Source organism: Streptomyces sp. NPDC045695, assembly GCF_056432025.1.
Genome location: NZ_JBWKJU010000002.1, coordinates 267,214 through 286,215 on the forward strand (window position 1 = coordinate 267,214; position 19,002 = coordinate 286,215).

Sequence of the window (19,002 nt, forward strand, 5' to 3'; positions counted from 1 at the left end):
TCCCGGCCTCGATCGCCGGCGTGGCTTGAACTGCTAGCCCAGCGCCTGCGTCAGGTCCGCCAGGAGGTCATCGGCGTTCTCGATGCCCACCGACAGGCGGACCAGGTCCGCCGGGACCTCCAGCGCCGAGCCGGCCACCGACGCGTGCGTCATCCGGCCCGGGTGCTCGATCAGGGACTCGACGCCGCCCAGGGACTCCCCGAGCGTGAACAGCTTGGCGCGGTTGCAGACCTCGACCGCCGCCTCCTCGCCGCCGACGACCTGGAAGGACACCATGCCGCCGAAGTTGCGCATCTGCTTCGCGGCGACCTCGTGGCCCGGGTGCTCCGGCAGGCCCGGGTAGAGGACCTTGTGCACCTTGGGGTGGCGGCTCAGCAGGTCGACGACCTTGGCCGCGTTCTCCGCGTGCCGGTCCATGCGTACCGCCAGGGTCTTGATGCCCCGCAGCACGATCCATGAGTCGAAGGGACCCGCGACCGCGCCCATCGCGTTCTGGTGGTAGGCCAGTTCCTCGCCCAGTGCCGCGTCCGCGGTGACCAGCGCGCCGCCGACCACGTCGGAGTGCCCGCCCATGTACTTGGTCAGCGAGTGCACGACCACGTCCGCGCCCAGCGCCAGGGGCTGCTGGAGGTACGGCGAGGCGAAGGTGTTGTCCACGACCAGCTTGGCACCGGCCGTGCGCGCGATGTCGGCGACGACGGCGATGTCGGTGATGCCGAGCAGCGGGTTGGAGGGGGTCTCGACCCAGATGACCTTCGTCTTCGGGGTGAGGGCGGCCCGTACGGACTCGGCGTCGGAGGTGTCGGCCACCGACCACTCCACGCCCCACCGGGAGACGACCTTCGCGAAGAGGCGGAAGGTGCCGCCGTAGGCGTCGTTCGGGATGACCACGTGGTCACCCGGGGCGAGCAGCGTACGCAGCAGGCAGTCCTCGGCGGCGAGTCCGGAGGCGAAGGCGAGGCCGCGCTGGCCGCCCTCCAGCGCCGCGAGGTTCTCCTCCAGCGCGGTGCGGGTCGGGTTGGCGCTGCGGCTGTACTCGTAGCCGCCGCGCAGTCCTCCGACACCGTCCTGCTTGTAGGTGGAGACCTGGTAGATCGGGGGCACGACCGCGCCGGTCAGCGGGTCCGCCGTATTGCCCGCGTGGATCGCGCGGGTCTCGAAGCTCTGGTGCTCGTGGCTGTCGTCGCTCATGGTTCAGATGCTATGCCCAGCCCGGGCTGCACCCCCTATTGGCCCGGGGGCCGCCCGGTCTGGTTCGCTGGAGGCATGGAGATTCTGTTGTTCCTGTTCGCGATGCTCATGATCTTGTTCGTCGCGCTTCCCTACATCCGGCGGCGGCGCGGCGGGATCCGCCTGGTCGCACCGGACAGCCCGGACGCGGCCGACCCCGCGAACTACGGCTTCGCCCTGCAGGAGCACCTCGACATCCGGATCCCCGGGCCCGACGAGGACCTGATGGACGCCCTCGACAACGTGCAGCGCACCGGCCAGTGGCAGGCGGCCTCCCAGCTGCTCGCCGGGACCCCCCGCGAGGGCGAGCGGCGCTGGCAGCGCGTGCAGGCCTTCGGCGGGGCGGCGGCGCTGGAGCTCATGGCGCAGCCCGGCGCCGGCGCGCGGTGGCTGAAGGCGTGGCGGCTGGAGGCGGAGAAGGACGCAGGCGGCGCACAGGTGCACGCGGAGCTGCTGGTGCAGCAGGCGTGGCGGCACTCGGGCGGGGTCGGCTCCGACGACCACCGGATCATCCTGGAGGAGGCCCGCGAGGCCTGCCGCAAGGCCGCGCTGCTGTCGCCGGGCGACCCGGTCCCGTACATCACGGAACTGGCGGTCGCGCGGGGTCTGGCCTATTCGGAGGCGGAGTTCTTCGACCTGTGGGCGAAGGTCATCGACCGGGCTCCCGACCACATGGGCGCCCACCTGGCGGCGCTGCACTACTGGTGCGAGAAGTGGCACGGCTCGCGGGAGAAGGCCGACGCCTTCGCGCACGCGGCCGCGGCGCGCGCCCCGAAGGGCTCGCTGCTGTCGGCGCTGCCGCTGTTCGCGCTGTACGAGAACCTGCCGGACGTGGTCCTGGTGGGGAGCTTCTACCAGAGCGCGGGCGTGACGCGGGCGGTGGAGGGCGCACTGTACGCGGTGCACACGGCGCGGCAGGACGACCCGATGCTGGCGCACGTACGGCACCTGCTGCTGCTGTTCCTGGTCAACATGGAGCGCTGGTCGGAGGCCATGGAGCAGGTGCGGCACGTGGACGGGTACGTGGGCGCCCTCCCGTGGTCGGCCTCGGAGGACCCGGCCGCCCAGTACGCGGTCTACCGGGCACTGGCGGTGGCGGGCTACGAAGCCAACGGCGGCTCCCCGGCGACCCTCCCCCAGTGACGACGCCCCGCGATCACATGGCCCTACGTGGACGGCCGCCCCTCCCGGGTGGGAGGGACGGCCGTCGTCACGCTGAGACTGTGGTGCTGATGGTGCTAGCCGGTCAGAGGGCCGCGTCAAGGCTAGGTACGGGCAGGGGCGCGGTGCCGAGGGTCATGATGGTCCAGCGCTGGGCGTTGGACGGGTTGCAGTCGTACAGCCAAAGTTGAGTGCCGGGGGTGGTGTTGAAGTTGCCGAGGTCCACGCAGCGTCCGGAGGCCGGGTTGTAGATCGAACCGTCAGAGCGGGGCAGGAACATCTGGGCAGGGGTCGGAGTACCGCTGCAGGTCCTCAGTTCGAGCAGGGTGAGGTTGGCGGTGCCCGCGTTTGCCGCGTTGACGCACTTTCCCTGGATCCGCAGGGAGCCGTCGGCCCGTACGTCGAACTCCTGGGCCGGGGTGCCGTTGCATCCGGTGATCTGAATCGGGTTGCCGTCCTGGGTGCTTGCCTGGTCGTTGTCCGCGCACATGCCCGGCGCCGCAGTGAGCGAGATCCGGCCCGTGGTCGCGGGGGCCGTCGGTGCGGCGGCGTACGGGTAGGCGGCGAAGTTGCTGATGCCGCCCCTGAAGACGTCCGAAGCCGCTCCGCTGACCTTGTACCGGCCGAAGACGATCGGACCGCTGGGGGCGGGGCTGGTGGCGGCCGCGTGATGGCCGGTGCTGGCGAGGACGCCATTGACGTAGAGGCTCATCAGGCCGCTGCCGGCGTTGTAGACGACGGTCAGCCGGGTCCAGGCGTCGGGGACGACCCGGGCCGCCTCATTGGTCACGGCGGTGTAGTCGAAGGGCCAGCCGCCACCCTGGGCGTTGGCCATGGCGAAGTGCCACTGCCCGCTTCGCCCGTCGGCATAGAGCAGGAAGGAACTGTTCAGGGTGCCGTCCTGGCTGACGACCAGGCCGGTCTCGGCCGCCGGGGTGCTGGCGGAGCGCTTGGCCCAGGTGGTGAGCGTGAAGTCCTTGCGGGTGTCGATGCCCGGGCCGCTGGTGGTGATCGTCGACCCGGGACCGTTGAACGCCGCGTAGGCAGTGCTCCGGCCCTGGATGGACTCCGTGGGCCAGGTGATGCCAGCGGTGGTGGCGGGGTACTTGTTGCCTCCCGCGCTGGGCGTGGTGGTGCCGGACGCGCCGGTCAGCTTCCACTGGTAGGTGGGGGTGTTGAGGTTTCCCTGGAGGGTGGGGGTGGGGGCGACGCCGGTGACCGTGGGGTAGAGGACGGTCGTGCCGTTGGGAGCGGTGCCGACTCCATTGAAGGAGACGAGCTGCTGGGTGGTGTCCACGGCCCACAGGTCGGGGATGTTGTCGCCGCTGAGGTCACCGTCGGAACCGACGCGGGGGTAGCGGACCGGGTCGATCTTGCCGGTGATCAGGCCGGCGGCCGGGTCGGTGAACCCGGTGAGGACGGGAGCGTCGGCGGTGCCCTTGATGCTGAAGGCGTGCAGAGTGCCGTCGGTCTTGGAACGGGCCCACAGGGTGGCGAAGTTGGTGCCCTGTGCGCGCCCGGGGGTGATCAGCTCATAGCCGTCCCAGCGGGTGTCGTTGCCGGAGAGCAGGATCGCCGTCGCGTCGAGCTGGTCAGCGGTGTCACCGGGGATGCCCAGCCACAGGCGCCCGTTCTCAACGAACAGCAGGGAACTCTGCGGCAGGGAGTTCGGCATCCCGGCCTTGCTGTCGCCGTTGACGGAGCCGAAGGCGGCGATCTGGGTGATCTTGGTCCAGTCGGCGCCGAAGGCGTAGGTGGAGCAGGTGATGGGGGCGAAGTCGGGGGTGACGCAGGCGGTGGGCTTGGCCACGTTCTTGGGTGCCTGGCCGTCGACGAGGCCGGTGCCGTTGTTGGTGAAGGCGTAGAGGTTGGGCTTGCCCGGTTCGTGGGCGAAGAGGTCGTCCACGTTCTTGTAGCCGAGGCTGCCTCGGTGGGTGAGCTGGATGCCGTTCCAGCCATTGCCGCTCACGCTGGAGCGGGCGAGGGCGACGGGCCCTGCGGCGGGGTCGCCGCCGCCGTTGATCTGGCGGATGTTTCCGGCGGCGTCGGCGAGGACGACGTCGGCCTTCTTGTCGCCGTTGACGTCACCGAAGATCGGGGCAGGGCTGTTGGGGTTGGAGGGGACGTAGTAGCTGTAGGCGACGGGCTGGGACATGTTGCCCGCGTTGTCCTGCGTCTGCAGGTAGAGGTAGTTGGTGCCCCAGGCCTGCGGCGTGTACTTGACGGTGGCCTTGCCGCCGACGAGCTTGACGATCCGGGCGTCGGCGTCGGTGCAGTTCCAGTCGGACGCGGCCTTGACCGGGTCGGTGGTCCAGCGGGCGCAGGCCAGTCCGGAGCTGCGGGTGCTGCCGTTGGCGGGGAGGTTGTCCGCACCGGCGAGGGTGAAGGTGCCTTCCTCGCCGACGCGCTTGGGGTGAGCGCCGGTGGCGCCGGAGGCCGGGAAGTCGGTCGACGTCACAGCCGCCGACGGCGGGGTCCGGTCGACGCGGAAGAAGCACCAGGGCGTTTCGGCACTGGTCAGCGTGCCGTCCGTGGTGCGCGCGGTCCAGCCGTACTGGTGGCCTTCGGTAAGCATCCCGACGTCGACGACGGCGTCGCCATAGGAGCCGTTCCAGCCGGTCTGGCTCCAGGTGGTCTTACCCGCGGCGTCGTCGTCCCAGAGCTGGAAGGTGGTCTGAAGCTGGCGGCCGGTGGCCGAGTACGTGGCGGACGTCAGATAGACGTTGGTGTTGGCGCCGACCCAGCCCGGATTGTCCCACGGGTTGGTGGTACCGGGGGTCTGGCAGGCTGAGTAGGTGCCGGTGTCGGCGAAACCGGGGGTGGGGCTGGTGCGGGGGTTCCAGACGGTGGGCGTGATGTCGTACGTGACGGAGATGTGCGGAGTGTTGCTGAACCGCTGCCGGTAGGACATGTTGCCTTCGTCGTCAGGCGCCAGGCCGAAGGTGAAGGTCGACCAGCGGCCCGCGGCAGCGCTTTTCATCTGGCCGGTGACGTCGTACTGGATGTCACCCGTGCCCGAGATGGTGGCGCCGCCGATCTTGGCGCAGCCGCCCATGCGCGAACTGGCGGCGCAGGGCTGGTTGTACCAATACGTGGGATTACTGATCCCCGTGGGGCTGTGGTAGAGGCCCATCGGGGTGGGCGTGCTCGGGCTGGAGGAGGAGACGACGGTCGCGTAGAGCCGCGCGTCGAGGACCTCGGCGCCATGGATGGCCGAGTTGATCCCGATCTGGAAGTAGGCGCGTTCCCGGCCCTTCCTCGTGCACGTCGAGTAGCCGCAGTAGCCGGTGGCGGGAGTGTTCTGACCGTCAGCGGTCCCGTTGAACTCGTTGGTGTCGGGGTACGCCTCCTGCACTTGCGCCCAGGCCTGGTTGGCGCTGTCGGCCGAGGGGTTGACGCCCGGGTCGATGTACCAGGGGCCGGCGCCCTGGCCGAGCAGGGAGGCGTCGGGGGTCAGTTCGATGCCGGTGGCGTCGGCCTTGACGGCGATCGCCTTGACGTTGGCGCCGTCGCCGGGGCCGTCGGCATGGGAGGCGGCGGCCTGGCCGGCGGGGGCGGACTGCGGGGCGGTGTCCGCGCCGCTCAGCTGTGCGGACTTGCTGGACTTCGCGCGCTGGGGGTCCGCCGCCTCGGGCGTTGCCACCTTGGAGGAGTCCCACATGAAGGAGGTGGGGCTGGAGAAGCGGGCCTTGCCCTGGGCGTCGTTGAAGGTGATGTTGCCCGCGGCGTCAGCGGAGGTCTTCAGGCCGGGCGCGTCGACGTCGAGACGGATCTTCTTCAGGGCCGGGTGGGCGGCGGCCACGGCGGTGCGGACGATCAGCACCTGGCGCCAGCCGCCGAGCTGGGTGGCCGTGAGACGGAGGTCGACGTCGGGAAGGACGTTCTTGTAGAGGGCGTCGTTCCCGTCGAGGGTGGGCTTGGGTAGCGTGAAGGGCGACTTGACCGCCAGCTTCTTGCCGTCGGCGGTGGTCATCGTCGCCATCGGCCCGGCGCCGCCGCCGGAGATGCTCAGCGGGGAGGGGACGACCGCCGGGGACACCGTGCCATCGGCGTTCACGCGCAGGGTGGTGTCGATCGCCCGCCAGGTCCCGTCGGCCTGCTTCACCCGCTCCGGAGCGGAGGCGGCCTCCGTGGTGAGCGTGCCACCCGGGTTGGCGAACGTCTGCGAGTTACCGGTCGTCAAATGGTCGACGGCTACCCTCTTGCCCATGCCCTTGGCCTGCGCCAGGGCCGCTTCCACTGCCTTCTGTTGGACGGTGGGCTCCGGCTTGGTGCTTGGACCCGGCCAGTCGTGGGCGGCTGGCCCGTTCTGTGCGAAGGCGTTCGGGGCGGTGATCAGGCCCACTCCGAGGGACAGCACGACTGCGCCGATCGCGGGAAGCATCGTGGCCGCGGATGCCCGCCGACGCCGGAGGGCCCCAGGCCTGGGGGCGGGTGATGAAGGTGATGGCCTCATGGGCAGAGGTCCTCGCTATGTGCGTCGGTGAACGAAGGTCAGGCGCACGCTCCTTTGTCACCGCAAACTTGTCAACATTTCGTCAGATAGATATGCCCGATTCATGACATGAAGCATTGTGTTGCGCCTCACGTGACATTGATCATGTAAGGGAACGGTAAGGAAAAGCTGTACGAATCCACCCTCCTCTCCTTAAGGTGCGCAGGATCCGGACGCGCCCCGTCCGGACTCTCTCATTCCTTTTTCCTGTGGGGGGACTTTGTTGTCTCGTCGGAGTGGTCCGTTCTCGCGCGTACGCGCGAGACGCCCACGTATAGCGATGGCCGCCGCGCTCGCGGTGCTCATCTCTGGCCTGGGCTTGCCCGTGGCCGAGGCGGCGGCGAAGCCGCCGAAGGTGTGGGTGCCGCCGAATACGGCGCTCCCGCAGACCAAGCCCGTCAGGGGCTCGGACGCCAAGCCGGCTGGCGCCAAGGCGCCGGCCAGCAAGCCGTGGACACCCGACGCGAAGGCGAAGGCTCCGGCCGGCTCCGCGACGGTTCCGCTCGACACTGCTGGGCAGTCAGGAACTGTCGCTAACGCAAAGCCAGTTAAGGCCGGCGAGCTTCCGGTATGGATTTCCCCGGGATCTGGCCCGAAGCCCGCCCCGAAGTTCTCCGCACTCGCCACCGCCCCTTCCACCGGTAGCGGCGGCTCCACCGAGGGCTCGCTGCGGGTGGAGGTGAAGGACCGGGCCACGACGCGCACAGCTGGTGTCGAGGGCGCACTCGTCGCTCTGACTGACGCCACCGGCACAGCTATTTCCAGCCAAGTGCAGGTCAGTTTCGACATTTCCGCGTGGACGAAGACGACCGGTGCGAACTGGGCCGACCGTGCACGCGTGGTGCGGCTCCCCGACTGCGCGCTCACGACCCCGGGCGCCGCCGGTTGTACGACTCGCACGCCGGTCGCCTCGCACCGGGACGCCTCGGGTCGCCTGGTGGCGGAGGTCGACGTCCCGAAGGCGACGGCGTCGGCCGCGAGGCCCGGCGGGCTGAGGTCGTCTTCGGTTGCGAAAACGACGCCCGAGACGTCCCCGCAGACGTCCCTGCAGATGGCGCCCCAGATGCTGGCGACGCAGTCGGTGGCGCTCGCGGTCGAGCCGGGCCCGTCGGGTGCGAGTGGTGACTTCACCGCGACCCCGCTGGCGCCGTCCGCCTCCTGGCAGGCCGGGGCGAACGCCGCGAACTTCACCTACGGCTACACGGTGGAGGTTCCCTCTTCCATAGCCGGTGCCGGGCCGAGCGTCGGTCTGGCCTACGACTCCTCCTCGATCGACGGCCGTACGGCGTCGACGAACGCGCAGGCGTCCGGCTTCGGTGAGGGCTGGGACTGGAGTCCCGGCTCGATCTCGCGCTCGTACAAGGGCTGCAAGGACGCGGGGATCGCGGAGTCGGGTGACGAGTGCTGGGCCGGGGACATCCTGTCCCTCTCCATGGCCGGTCACGCGGGTCAGATCGTCCGTGACGACACGACGTGCGTCTACCACCTCCAGGGTGAGGACGGCACGAAGATCGAGCGTCTGACCGGGCAGCGGAACGCCGCCTGGAAGGGCGAGGGCTTCAAGGTCACCACGACCGACGGCACCCAGTACTACTTCGGCTCCAACCGCCTGCCCGGCGGTGACGGCACCGACCCGGAGGCCAAGTCCGTCTCCACGGTCCCCGTCTACTTCAACAGCGGCCAGGACAAGTGCCTGGGCGCCGACACTCCCGCGAACGGCACCTGGCAGCAGTTGGGCTGGCAGTGGAACCTCGACTACGTCGTGGACCCGCACCAGAACCTGGTCTCCTACCGCTACGAGCAGGAGGACAACTACTACGGGCGTGGCGGCGGCCAGAACGGCGGCACCGGTACCTCCACGAAGTACCAGCGCGGCAGCTACCCGACCTGGATCGGCTACGGCCAGCGCCTGCCCGACCAGATCGCCGCAAAGGGCCTGGCCAAGCCGGCCGCCCAGATCAACATCAAGAACGCCGAACGCTGCGTCGTGATCGGGACGGTCACCTGCACGGACACCGCTCAGCGGACCAAGGAGAACGCCAAGTCCTGGCCCGACACCCCCGTCGACCAGGAGTGCCCGGCCACCGGGACGTGCCTGAACCTCTCGCCGACGTACTTCACGACGAAGAAGTTCACGCAGATCGCCACTCAGGTCTGGACGGGCACGGCGTGGCGCACGGTCGACTGGTACGACCTCAAGCAGTCCTTCCAGGACCCGGGTGACGGTACGTCCCCGACCCTGTGGCTCGATTCGATCCAGCGCAATGCCACCAACGGCAAGACCGCGATCAAGCTACCCGCGGTGTCGTTCCAGGCGACGCAGTTCCCCAACCGCGTGGACGGTGTCGTCAGGCGTCCGGACGGTACGGACGCTTCGGCCCCCAGCTACCGGCGCCCGCGAATCCAGACGATCACCACCGAGACCGGTGGCCTGATCAACGTCGCGTACAAGGCGCCGGAGTGTTCGCGTCTGGCGGGGACGATGCCGTCCTCCGAGGACACCAACACGATGGCCTGCATGCCGGTCAAGTGGTACCTACCGGGCCAGTCCTTCCCGGACCCGGTCAACGACTGGTTCAACAAGGTCGTCGTGCAGTCCGTCACCCAGCAGGACATGGTGGGCGGTCAGGTCTCCACGGTCACCGACTACGAGTACGGCGGTGGCATCGCCTGGCACCGCAACGACTCCGAGTTCGCCGACCCCAAGACCCGCACCTGGGACCAGTTCCGCGGCTTCGCCACGGTCACCACCCGCACGGGCAACGGCAACGCCGCCGAAGCCCCGCGCACCAAGAACGTCACCACCTACCTGCGCGGCATGGACGGCGACGTCATGGCCAACGGCTCCAAGCGCACGGTCACGGTCCTTGACGCGCAGGGCGGAACCATCAAGGACGAGGACGTCCTGTCCGGTTTCGTCCGCCAGACCCAGACCTACGACCGCGACGGCGGCACCGTCGTCTCGGACGAGGTCACCACGCCGTGGATCGGCCCGGTCACCGCGACCCGCGCCCAGTCCGCGGGCATGCCGGCCATCACGGCCCGCGCGCTGAACACCGCCAAGGTTACGACCCGCGCGAAGCTCGCCAACGGCGCCTGGCGCACGGGCGAGCGCACCTCCACCTACGACACGACGCTCGTCACCCGACCGCTGCAGGTCGACGACAACAGCGACGTCTCGCGCACGGACCAGCGCCTGTGCACCACCTTCGAGTACCCGACCGGCCCGGGCGGCGCGGTCACCGAGCTCGCTTCCCGCACCCTGGTCCTGTCCGGTACGTGCGGTCAGACCCCGACGGCGGCGAACACCGTCGGCGACACCCGCTCGTACTTCGACAACCTTCCCTACGGCCAGGTCGGCGCGACCGCCAACGGCACGGGCACGGAAGTTCTGGAGAAGTACGACGCGCTCGGCAAGCCCGTCTACCGGCTGAACTCCACATCGACGTACGACGCGTACGGCCGTGTCACCAGCAACACCAACAAGGTCCGCACGGACGCCGCCCACCCGGGTGGTGCGGTCACCACGACCGAGTACGCGCCCGCCACGGGCGTCCTTCCGAACACGATCACCCACACCAACCCGCTGGGCTGGAAGTCGGTCACCACGCTCGACATCGGCCGCTCGCAGCCGCTGAAGAGTACGGACGAGAACAGCCACGTCGCCGAGCGTACGTATGACGCGCTCGGGCGGGTCGTGTCCATCTGGCAGCCCGGTCAGAACTCCACGACGGACCTGCCAGTACGCAAGTACTCGTACACGATGAACGGCACGAACGCGCCGTCCGCCGTTCTGAGCCAGGCGCTCATGAACGACAACTCCTACACCTCCAGCTACTCCCTCTACGACGGTCTCGGCCGGGTCCGCCAGACCCAGGCCACTCCCCCGTCGGGCGTGGCGGGCCGGATGATCACGGACGCGCTGTTCGACTCGCACGGCAGGCAGGTCAAGACCAGCGCCGCCTACTACACCGATCAGGGCGGGCCGTCCGCGGCACTGTTCCTGCCCAACGGCGGGGTCAACCCCGACAGCAAGATCCCGTCCCAGACCGTCACGGTCTTCGACGGCCTCGGCCGCCCGACGGCCTCCATCTCTCAGTCGTTCGGCGTGGAGCAGACCCGCTCCACGACCGAGTACCCGGGCGTGGACGAGGTCCGTACGACTCCGCCGCCGGGCGGATTCGCCACGGCGACCATCACCAACGGCACCACCTCGATCCTGCGCCAGTACAAGGCCAATACGCCGACCGGCCTGTACGACGAGACAACGTACGTGTCCAACGCGCAGGGACAGCAACTGTCACGGAAGGACTCCGCCGGCAACGAGTGGACGTTCTCCTACGACCTCCTGGGCCGCCTGGTGAAGTCCACCGACCCCGATGCCGGAACCAGCACGACCACCTACGACGACAGCAAGAACCTCACCACCACGAAGGACGCCCGACTCAAGAGCGCCACGTCGGTGGCGGACATCCTCGGTCGCACCACCGCGACGTACGAGGGCGCAGCCGTAGACCCGGCCAAGCAGGTCGGCGCCTTCACCTACGACACCCAGGCACTGGGCAAGCCCGACAGCACCACCCGGTACGTGGGCGGCAAGACAGGCAGCGCCTACATCACCGAGATCACCGGTTACGACAGCGGCTACCGTCCCCTCGGCACCAAGGTCACCATCCCGGCGACAGAGAAGGAGCTGGCCGGCACCTACCAGACGACCAACACCTACGACGCCTACGGGCAGCTGAAGACGACCGCCCTGCCCGGCATCACCAAGGCTGGCCTCGGCGTGGAGACACTGACGTACGGTGTCGATGTCGCAGGCAACATGACCTCGTTCAGCGGGAAGATCGGCCTCACCCGGACCCCGTACCTCGTGGACATGCGCTACGACCCCTACGGTCGGCCGATCCGCACCACCATCGGTGACACCGGTATGCAGGTCGTTTCCACCGTCGACTACGACGCCGGCAGCGGCCGTCCGGTCCGCTCCACCTTGGACAAGCAGACCGCCGCGACCGCGAGCGTCGACGTCCTGGACTACACCTACAACAAGGTCGGCCAGCTGACCTCGATCGGTGACACCCAGGACGGTGCGGGCCGCGACCTGCAGTGCTTCACACACGACTACCTGGGACGACTGACCCAGGCCTGGACCGACACCGGCACCCAGACCACCGCCCCCCAGCCCAGCGTCCGCGGCATCGGTGGCTGCACCAACGCCGCCGGCCCCGCAGTCGACGGCACCGGCAAGCCGAGTGTCGGCGGCCCGGCCCCGTACTGGCAGCAGTACGAGTACGACAGCCTCGGCAACCGCAAGAAGCTTGTGAAGAAGGACGTCACCGGCAATGCCGCCAAGGACGTAACGATCACCCAGACGTTCGGCCCCAAGACCAACGCGCCTTCCTCCGATCCGACGACTGGCGGCGGCACGGGTGGTCCGCACGCACTCATGACCTCGACCGAGACCGGCCCGTCCGGCACCAAGGTCAGCTCCTACACCTACGACGCATCCGGCAACACGGCGTCCATCACCAGCACCCTCGGTACCAAGGCCCTGACCTGGGACGGTCAGGGCAAGCTCGACAAGATCATCGGCACCGGCGAGAGCGCCGGCACCAGTTACCTGTACGACACGGGCGGCAACCAGCTCATCCGCCGCGACCCGGCCAGCGCCACGCTCAACCTCGGCAACGACCAGATCACCGTGGAGACCGGCACCGGCAAGGTCTCCAACGTCCGCACCTACTCGGCGCCCGGCGGCCTGTCCGTCACCCGCACCACCACAGGTGGCGCGTCCACGTTCACCTACCAGAGCTCGGACCACCACGGCACGGGCGGCGTCCAGTTCAAGGCCACCGACCTCACCCACATCCGCCGCGCATCGGACCCGTTCGGCAACGAACGCGGCACCCAGCCCGCACCCGGCGCCTGGGCGGGCGACAAGGGCTTCGTCGGCGGCACCAAGGAGAAGGCCACCGGATTCACCCTTCTCGGGGCCCGCGAATACGACCCCACCACAGGGCGCTTCATCAGCCCCGACCCGCTCATCGACCCGGTCGACCCACAGCAGTGGAACGCCTACGCCTACTCCAACAACAGCCCCGTCAACGCATCGGACCCCACGGGCTTGATGCGGGAGTTCAGGTGTGAAAGCAACTGCCCCGACGACAGCCAAAGCTCTGGCAATCTCTGGGAGTCCGGCGGTACGGATCCGGATGAGCCGGACAGGTCGAGTCTGGATCGCGCCAACAAGAACGTCTCCGACGCCAAGAAAAAGCGCGATAAACTGATCGACGAAGTCGTCGACATGGTGGGCGACCTGATCGGATTCAACGACGCCCGGGACTGCTTCACCAAGGGCGACGCCATGGCCTGCATCAACACGGCCCTGAACTTCGTTCCCTGGGGCAAACTCTTCAAGGCCGTCAAGATCGGCATCAAGGCCTTCAAGATCTACAAAGAGATCAATAAGGCATACGACGGAATCCACGAAGCAGAACGCGGAGCCGCGAAGGCCGCCGAGGCCTACAGCGGCGCGAAGAAGGCGCTGAAGGAAGCCCGAGACGCCGAGGCCAAGGCAGCCAAATCTGCATCAGAGAAGGCCGCCAAGGAATCCGCTAGCGACAGCGCCGGAACAGAGGCGAAAGCGGTAGCGGACGAAGCCGACGCCGCGAAGAAGGGCGGTGGCGGGGGCGACGCACCGGCGGCTGCGACCAAATGCAACAGTTTCCCCACCGGCGTACAGGTCCTGATGGCCGATGGCTCCGCCAAGAGCATCGAGGACGTCAAGGACGGCGACGTGGTCATGGCCACTGACCCGCAGACCGGTGAAACGCGTCCCAAGACCGTCACCACCACCATCACCACACCCGACGACAAGGAATTCACCGACCTCACCCTCACCGACGAGGCCGGCCCTCGCGGCCCGCCTGTAACGATCACCTCCACTTACCACCACCCCTACTGGAGCGAAACCCGCCACCAGTGGATCGACGCCGGTGACCTCACCGCCGGTGAACAACTCCGCCAGCCCAATGGCACCACCCTCACGGTCCAGGCGACGCGCACCTACCCTTACGCCGTCACCACGCACAACCTCACGGTCGACGAATTCCACACGTACTATGTGCGTGCCGGAGCGGTATCCGTCCTGGTCCACAATTGCCCACTCTCGGATGCCACCGACCTTGACTTGTCTGCAAGCGCTCTAGCGCCTACGGCAACAAAGGGAAGCAAGCCGTTCAACCCCAAGTACAACTTGAATGAAGCGGGCAGGGCGACCCAGAAGCACACGGACCCGGTCAAGCGAACGCCAGATCACGTGGCGAAGTACGAGCCCTACCTCCAGGGCGCCGACCGCATCAAGGACGTGGCAGCGCTTAATACGGCAGGAAGGGCCATCCTTGCAGACATCCTCGGGAACCCGGCTAACACAAGAACAATCTCTGCCGCGTCGGCGCACTACGGGGGATCTGTGCTAGATATCATGAACCCCACGACCGGGGTGGGAGGTAGATGGAGCCTCCGCAACGGCGGAGCCCTGACATTCGAGGGGTGGCTGTGAGGACTTTCTCCGTGCAGGGTCGGCAATATGCGGCCATGATGATCCTGAGCGACTTCGACGACTTCGACTCGATGGAAGTTGCTGAGTTGATTGACGGAAGGCGGGGAGCTCTTCTTTTGGAATTTCGCTTCGACTCGAATTCGGCACGTTTGAGTGCTGTCGGGGCGGAGGTGGAAATCCCCCTACTGAGAGCAGCTCTTGAAATCTTCAGAGAGGAATTCCTGGAGCCGCTGCGGCGGGCAGGACAACCCATGCCGCCTTGGTAACAGATCCTGAGAGCAATACTGGCCGCCACTCGAACAGGAATCGATTAGATGTGCGCTTTCCGAAACTCGGAAAGCGCACATCCGGCCAGTTAACGTCCGCAGTAAACAGAGACCCCGTCAGGCGCGCCCTGGCGGGGTCTCTGCATGAGGTGGTGCGCAGGTAAAAGCTGGGGAGCCTCAGCGCAGACTAGGCGAGGCAGGAGGCGCGGAGAGCGCACGGCAGTGCCGGACTGGATGCGCGTCGGTCCCGGCGACGCCCGACGGGGAATCCCGGCCCGTCGTTCGCCGTTACCGGTGTACGACAAGGAGGGAATCCATGTTCTCGTACCGCCGCACGCCCGAGCTTCCCACCCGCGAGGAGGCCCTGGCCGGCCGCGCGGAGCCGCTCTTCGCGCTGCCCGCCGTCCACACCGTGCTCGGGAACCCGCTCGCGGGCCCGTACCCCGCCCACCTCGACGTGGCCGACTTCGGGCTGGGCTGTTTCTGGGGCGCGGAGCGCAAGTTCTGGCAGACTCCGGGGGTGTGGACCACCCTGGCCGGTTACCAGGGCGGCTTCACCGAGAACCCGACCTACGAGGAGGTCTGCTCGGGCCTGACCGGGCACACCGAGGTCGTCCGGGTCGTCTTCGATCCGTCGCTCGTCTCCTACGAGGCCCTGCTGAAGCTGTTCTGGGAGTCCCACGACCCCACCCAGGGCTTCCGCCAGGGCAACGACGTCGGCACCCAGTACCGCTCGGCGATCTACACCCACTCCCCCGCCCAGCAGGCGACGGCCGAGGCCTCCCGCACGGCCTACCAGCAGGTCCTGACCTCCTCGGGCTACGGCCAGATCACCACGGCCGTCCTCCCGACGGCCGAGCGCCCCTTCTGGCCGGCGGAGGCCCACCACCAGCAGTACCTGGACAAGAACCCGGGCGGCTACTGCGGCATCGGCGGCACGGGCGTCTCCTGCCCGATCGGCGTGGCCCGGGCGGAGTGAGACGACCCTGAACGACCTGAGCCTGCGCGCGCCCGCGCCTCCACGAACCCGGGGCGGGCGGCGCGGGCGGATCAGATCGTCGACGCGTCGATCACGAAGCGGTAGCGGACGTCGCTGGCCAGGACCCGCTCGTACGCCTCGTTGATCTGCTCGGCGCTGATCAGCTCGATCTCCGAGCCGAGCCCGTGCTCGGCGCAGAAGTCCAGCATCTCCTGGGTCTCGGCGATCCCGCCGATCATCGACCCGGCGAGGGTCTTGCGGCCGCCGATGACGGAGAAGAGGTTGAGCGCGACGGGCTCCTCCGGGGCGCCGACGTTCACCAGCGCGCCGTCGACCTTCAGCAGGCCCAGGTACGCGTCCAGGGCGAGCGGGGCGGAGACGGTGGACAGGATCAGGTCGAAGCTGCCGGCCAGTTCCTCGAAGACGGACTCGTCGGCGGTGGCGTGGAAGTGGGAGGCGCCCAGCCGCAGGCCGTCCTCCTTCTTGCGCAGGGTCTGGGACAGAACGGTCACTTCCGCGCCCAGGGCCGCCGCGATCTTCACGCCCATGTGGCCGAGGCCGCCGAGGCCCACGATCGCGACCTTCGTGCCGGGGCCGGCCTTCCAGTGCTTGAGCGGGGAGTAGAGGGTGATGCCGGCGCACAGCAGCGGGGCCGCGACGTCGAGGGCGAGCCCGTCGGGGATGCGGACGGTGTAGTTCTCGTCGACGACGAGGTGGCTGGAGTAGCCGCCGTACGTGGGCTCGCCGTTCCGGTCGAGGGAGTTGTACGTGCCGGTCATCCCCTGGGTGCAGAACTGCTCCTGGCCGCGCAGGCAGTACGCGCACGTGCGGCAGGAGTCGACGAAGCAGCCGACGCCCACCCGGTCACCGACCGCGAACTTGGTGACGCCGGGACCGACTTCGGCGACGACACCGGCGATCTCGTGGCCGGGGACCATGGGGTAGATGCCCTCGCCCCAGCCGTCGCGCGCCTGGTGGATGTCGGAATGGCAGATGCCCGCGTACTTGATGTCGATGAGGACGTCGTGCTCGCCGACGGGACGGCGCGGCACGGTGGTGCGCTCCAGCGGGGCCTTGGGGGCGGGGGCGGCGTAGGCCGCGACCTGAGTGGGCCGGGCGGCCTGGGCGGTCTGAGTGCTCTCGGCGGTCTGGGGGGTGACGGACATGGGGTGGTGCTCCTCAAGCGGTGACGTCTGCGGTGGTGGTCCCCACAGTGCCCGTCCGCCGGGCGTCCACCCATCCCCCTGTCCTGCCTAGGACTGGCGAACGTACCCCTGGCGGGGTCAGGCTCGCGCCCGCGCCGGGGCGCCGCGCCCGGCGATACTGGACGGCATGGACCAGCTTGATCAGCGAGCCTGCCTGGGTGAGTTCCTCCGCTCCCGCCGCGCACGGCTGCGCCCGGAGGACGTGGGCCTGACCGACTACGGGCGCCGGCGGCGCGTGCCGGGCCTGCGCCGGGAGGAACTGGCCCAGCTGGCCGGGGTGTCGGTCGCGTACTACACGCGGCTGGAACAGCGCGACGGGCACAACGTGTCGGTGGAGGTGCTGGACGCCATCGCGCGGGCCCTGCGGCTCGACGGGACCGAGCGGGCGCACATGATGGACCTGGCGCGCCCCAAGGCGCGCAGGCGCCGCCAGAGCCGGCGGCCCCAGCAGGTGCGGCCGGAGCTGCGCACGCTGATGGACGCGATGGAGGGCGTACCCGCCTACCTCGTGGGGCACCGGCAGGACGTCATCGGCTGGAACCGGCTGGCCGCCGCGGTCTTCGGGGACTTCGGGGCGCTCGCGGCGGCCGAACGCAACCTCGTGCGGCTGGTGTTCCTGGACCCGGCGACGGCCGAGCTGTACGGGGACTGGGAGTGCCGGGCCTGCGAGGTGGTGAGCAACCTCCGCATGTACGCGGGTCAGCACCCGGACGACGAGCAGCTGTCCGCGCTGGTCGGGGAGCTGTCGGTGAAGAACGAGGAGTTCCGGCGGCTGTGGGCGGCGCACACGGTGGCGGACAAGACCCACGGCGTGAAGCAGCTGCGGCACCCGCTCGTGGGTGAGATGCGCCTGTCCTTCGAGACGCTGACGCTCCCGGACGACCCGGCGCAGTCCCTGGTCACCTTCCACGCGGAGCCCGGCTCCCCCTCGGCCGACGCCCTGCGGATGCTGGCCTCCTGGTCGGCGCCCGCCGCCGACGCCCCCGCTGCCGACACCCCCGTCGGCGGGGCCCCCGTCGACGCGGCCCCCGCCGACGGAGCGGCCGCGCCTACAGCTTGAGCTGGAAGTAGCCCGTCGCGCGGTCCCGCCGCCAGCCGAGGGACTCGTTCACCGCCCGCATCGGGGTGTTCTCGTCCGCCACCGTCGTGGTGATCCGCCGCAGCGCCGGATACCGCTCGGCCGCCCGCGCCGCCATGTGCAGCTTCACGGCGCGGCCCAGGCCCCGGCCGCGGTGGGCGGGGACGACCACCGTGTCGTACTGGAGGGCGACGGCCCCGGCCGGGTCCGCGAGGACGATCTCCGTGTACCCGGCGACCTCGCCCCCGGGGGTCACGGCCGCGACCGTGAGCATCTCACCGCCGCGGTCGAGGACCAGTTGTTGCAGGGTGTGCAGCCTCTGCGCCGTCCATCTCTGGATCCGCTCGTCCATGTCCCCGGTCGGCGCGTCCTCCATCGCCCCGTGGGCGGCGGCGGCCGCCTGCGCCCAGGCGTCGGGCACCAGGCCGTGCCAGGTCAGGATCTCGTATCCGGGGGTGGCCGGGAGCCGCCCGGGCCCGTCGGCGCCGGCCGGGAGCTCCTGCTCGTACCAGGCCATCGGCAGGACGTTCTCGAACCCGAGCGAGCGCGCGAACGCCTCCCCCGGACCGTCCAGGTCGACGAGGGTCGCGACCGAGGTCCGGCCCTGCGCGAGGAGTTCCTCGCGGACCCGCTCCCACAGGGCGGTGCCCACGCCCCGCCGCCGCGCCTGCGGCCGTACGGTCAGCACGTCCAGGAAGGCGGTGTGCGTGTTGCCCTCCTCCGTGAACAGGAGCAGGGCCGCGACGCCCGCGTCCCCGTCCGCCGCCCAGAGCACGGGGCGGCCGCGCGCCGGCGCCACGCACAGCCGGCCGGCGACCTCGACGCGGGACGGCGCGGGCAGCCGCGGCTGGTCGCCGGCAGCGGCGGCGGTCAGGACCGCCAGCCAGGCGTCCACCTCGGCGGCGGACGGGGGCACGGGGAGTGATCTGATCATCATGTCCGGACCATAGACCGGCACCGGGCCCGCGGCTGAGGGGTTTTCGCCGCGCACACGCGGAAGGCGGGGAACCTCCGAGAGGTCCCC

At 69.3% G+C, this 19,002-nt stretch carries 9 protein-coding genes; 5 read left to right on the plus strand and 4 right to left on the minus strand.

The window, feature by feature from the left end:
* Positions 1-33: 33 nt before the first annotated feature.
* Complete coding sequence (locus AC07DU_RS04395; RefSeq protein WP_479109565.1) at positions 34-1,191, minus strand: cystathionine gamma-synthase; 1,158 nt, start codon at positions 1,189-1,191, stop codon at positions 34-36.
* 75 nt (positions 1,192-1,266) lie between these two features.
* Between AC07DU_RS04395 and AC07DU_RS04400 the strand changes: the two genes are divergently transcribed.
* The gene (locus AC07DU_RS04400) at positions 1,267-2,373 is read left to right on the plus strand and encodes a hypothetical protein (protein WP_479109567.1); all 1,107 of its coding nucleotides are present in this window, start codon (positions 1,267-1,269) and stop codon (positions 2,371-2,373) included.
* Positions 2,374-2,476: 103 nt separating this feature from the next.
* Here AC07DU_RS04400 and AC07DU_RS04405 read toward each other — a convergent pair whose 3' ends face one another.
* Entirely contained in the window at positions 2,477-6,775 is a 4,299-nt protein-coding gene (locus tag AC07DU_RS04405) for a ricin-type beta-trefoil lectin domain protein (protein ID WP_479109569.1), read from the minus strand.
* 1,174 nt (positions 6,776-7,949) lie between these two features.
* On the opposite strand from AC07DU_RS04405, the gene AC07DU_RS04410 reads away from it, so the two are divergent.
* The 3 genes from AC07DU_RS04410 (at position 7,950) to msrA (ending at position 15,695) form a co-directional block, all read left to right on the plus strand.
* Complete coding sequence (locus AC07DU_RS04410) at positions 7,950-14,450, plus strand: polymorphic toxin-type HINT domain-containing protein (protein WP_479109571.1); 6,501 nt, start codon at positions 7,950-7,952, stop codon at positions 14,448-14,450.
* Positions 14,451-14,485: 35 nt separating this feature from the next.
* Positions 14,486-14,716 carry a hypothetical protein gene (locus AC07DU_RS04415; RefSeq protein ID WP_470924677.1) on the plus strand — a complete coding sequence of 77 codons (231 nt, stop codon included), beginning with the start codon at positions 14,486-14,488 and terminating at the stop codon, positions 14,714-14,716.
* A 316-nt stretch (positions 14,717-15,032) separates the two neighbouring features.
* Positions 15,033-15,695, plus strand: coding sequence for a peptide-methionine (S)-S-oxide reductase MsrA (gene msrA, locus AC07DU_RS04420; protein ID WP_479109573.1), 663 nt, complete (start codon positions 15,033-15,035; stop codon positions 15,693-15,695).
* A gap of 71 nt (positions 15,696-15,766) precedes the next feature.
* Here the strand turns inward: msrA and AC07DU_RS04425 are convergent, their stop codons facing one another.
* Positions 15,767-16,861: an NAD(P)-dependent alcohol dehydrogenase gene (locus AC07DU_RS04425; protein ID WP_479026607.1), complete on the minus strand. Its 1,095-nt coding sequence runs from the start codon at positions 16,859-16,861 to the stop codon at positions 15,767-15,769.
* 166 nt (positions 16,862-17,027) lie between these two features.
* Between AC07DU_RS04425 and AC07DU_RS04430 the strand changes: the two genes are divergently transcribed.
* Positions 17,028-17,960 (plus strand): helix-turn-helix transcriptional regulator, encoded by a 933-nt coding sequence (locus tag AC07DU_RS04430; RefSeq protein WP_479109575.1) that lies wholly within the window; start codon positions 17,028-17,030, stop codon positions 17,958-17,960.
* Here the strand turns inward: AC07DU_RS04430 and AC07DU_RS04435 are convergent.
* Complete coding sequence (locus AC07DU_RS04435; protein WP_453373857.1) at positions 17,950-18,915, minus strand: GNAT family N-acetyltransferase; 966 nt, start codon at positions 18,913-18,915, stop codon at positions 17,950-17,952. The two genes, AC07DU_RS04430 and AC07DU_RS04435, sit on opposite strands and share 11 nt — an antisense overlap.
* Between the last annotated feature and the right edge of the window lie 87 nt (positions 18,916-19,002).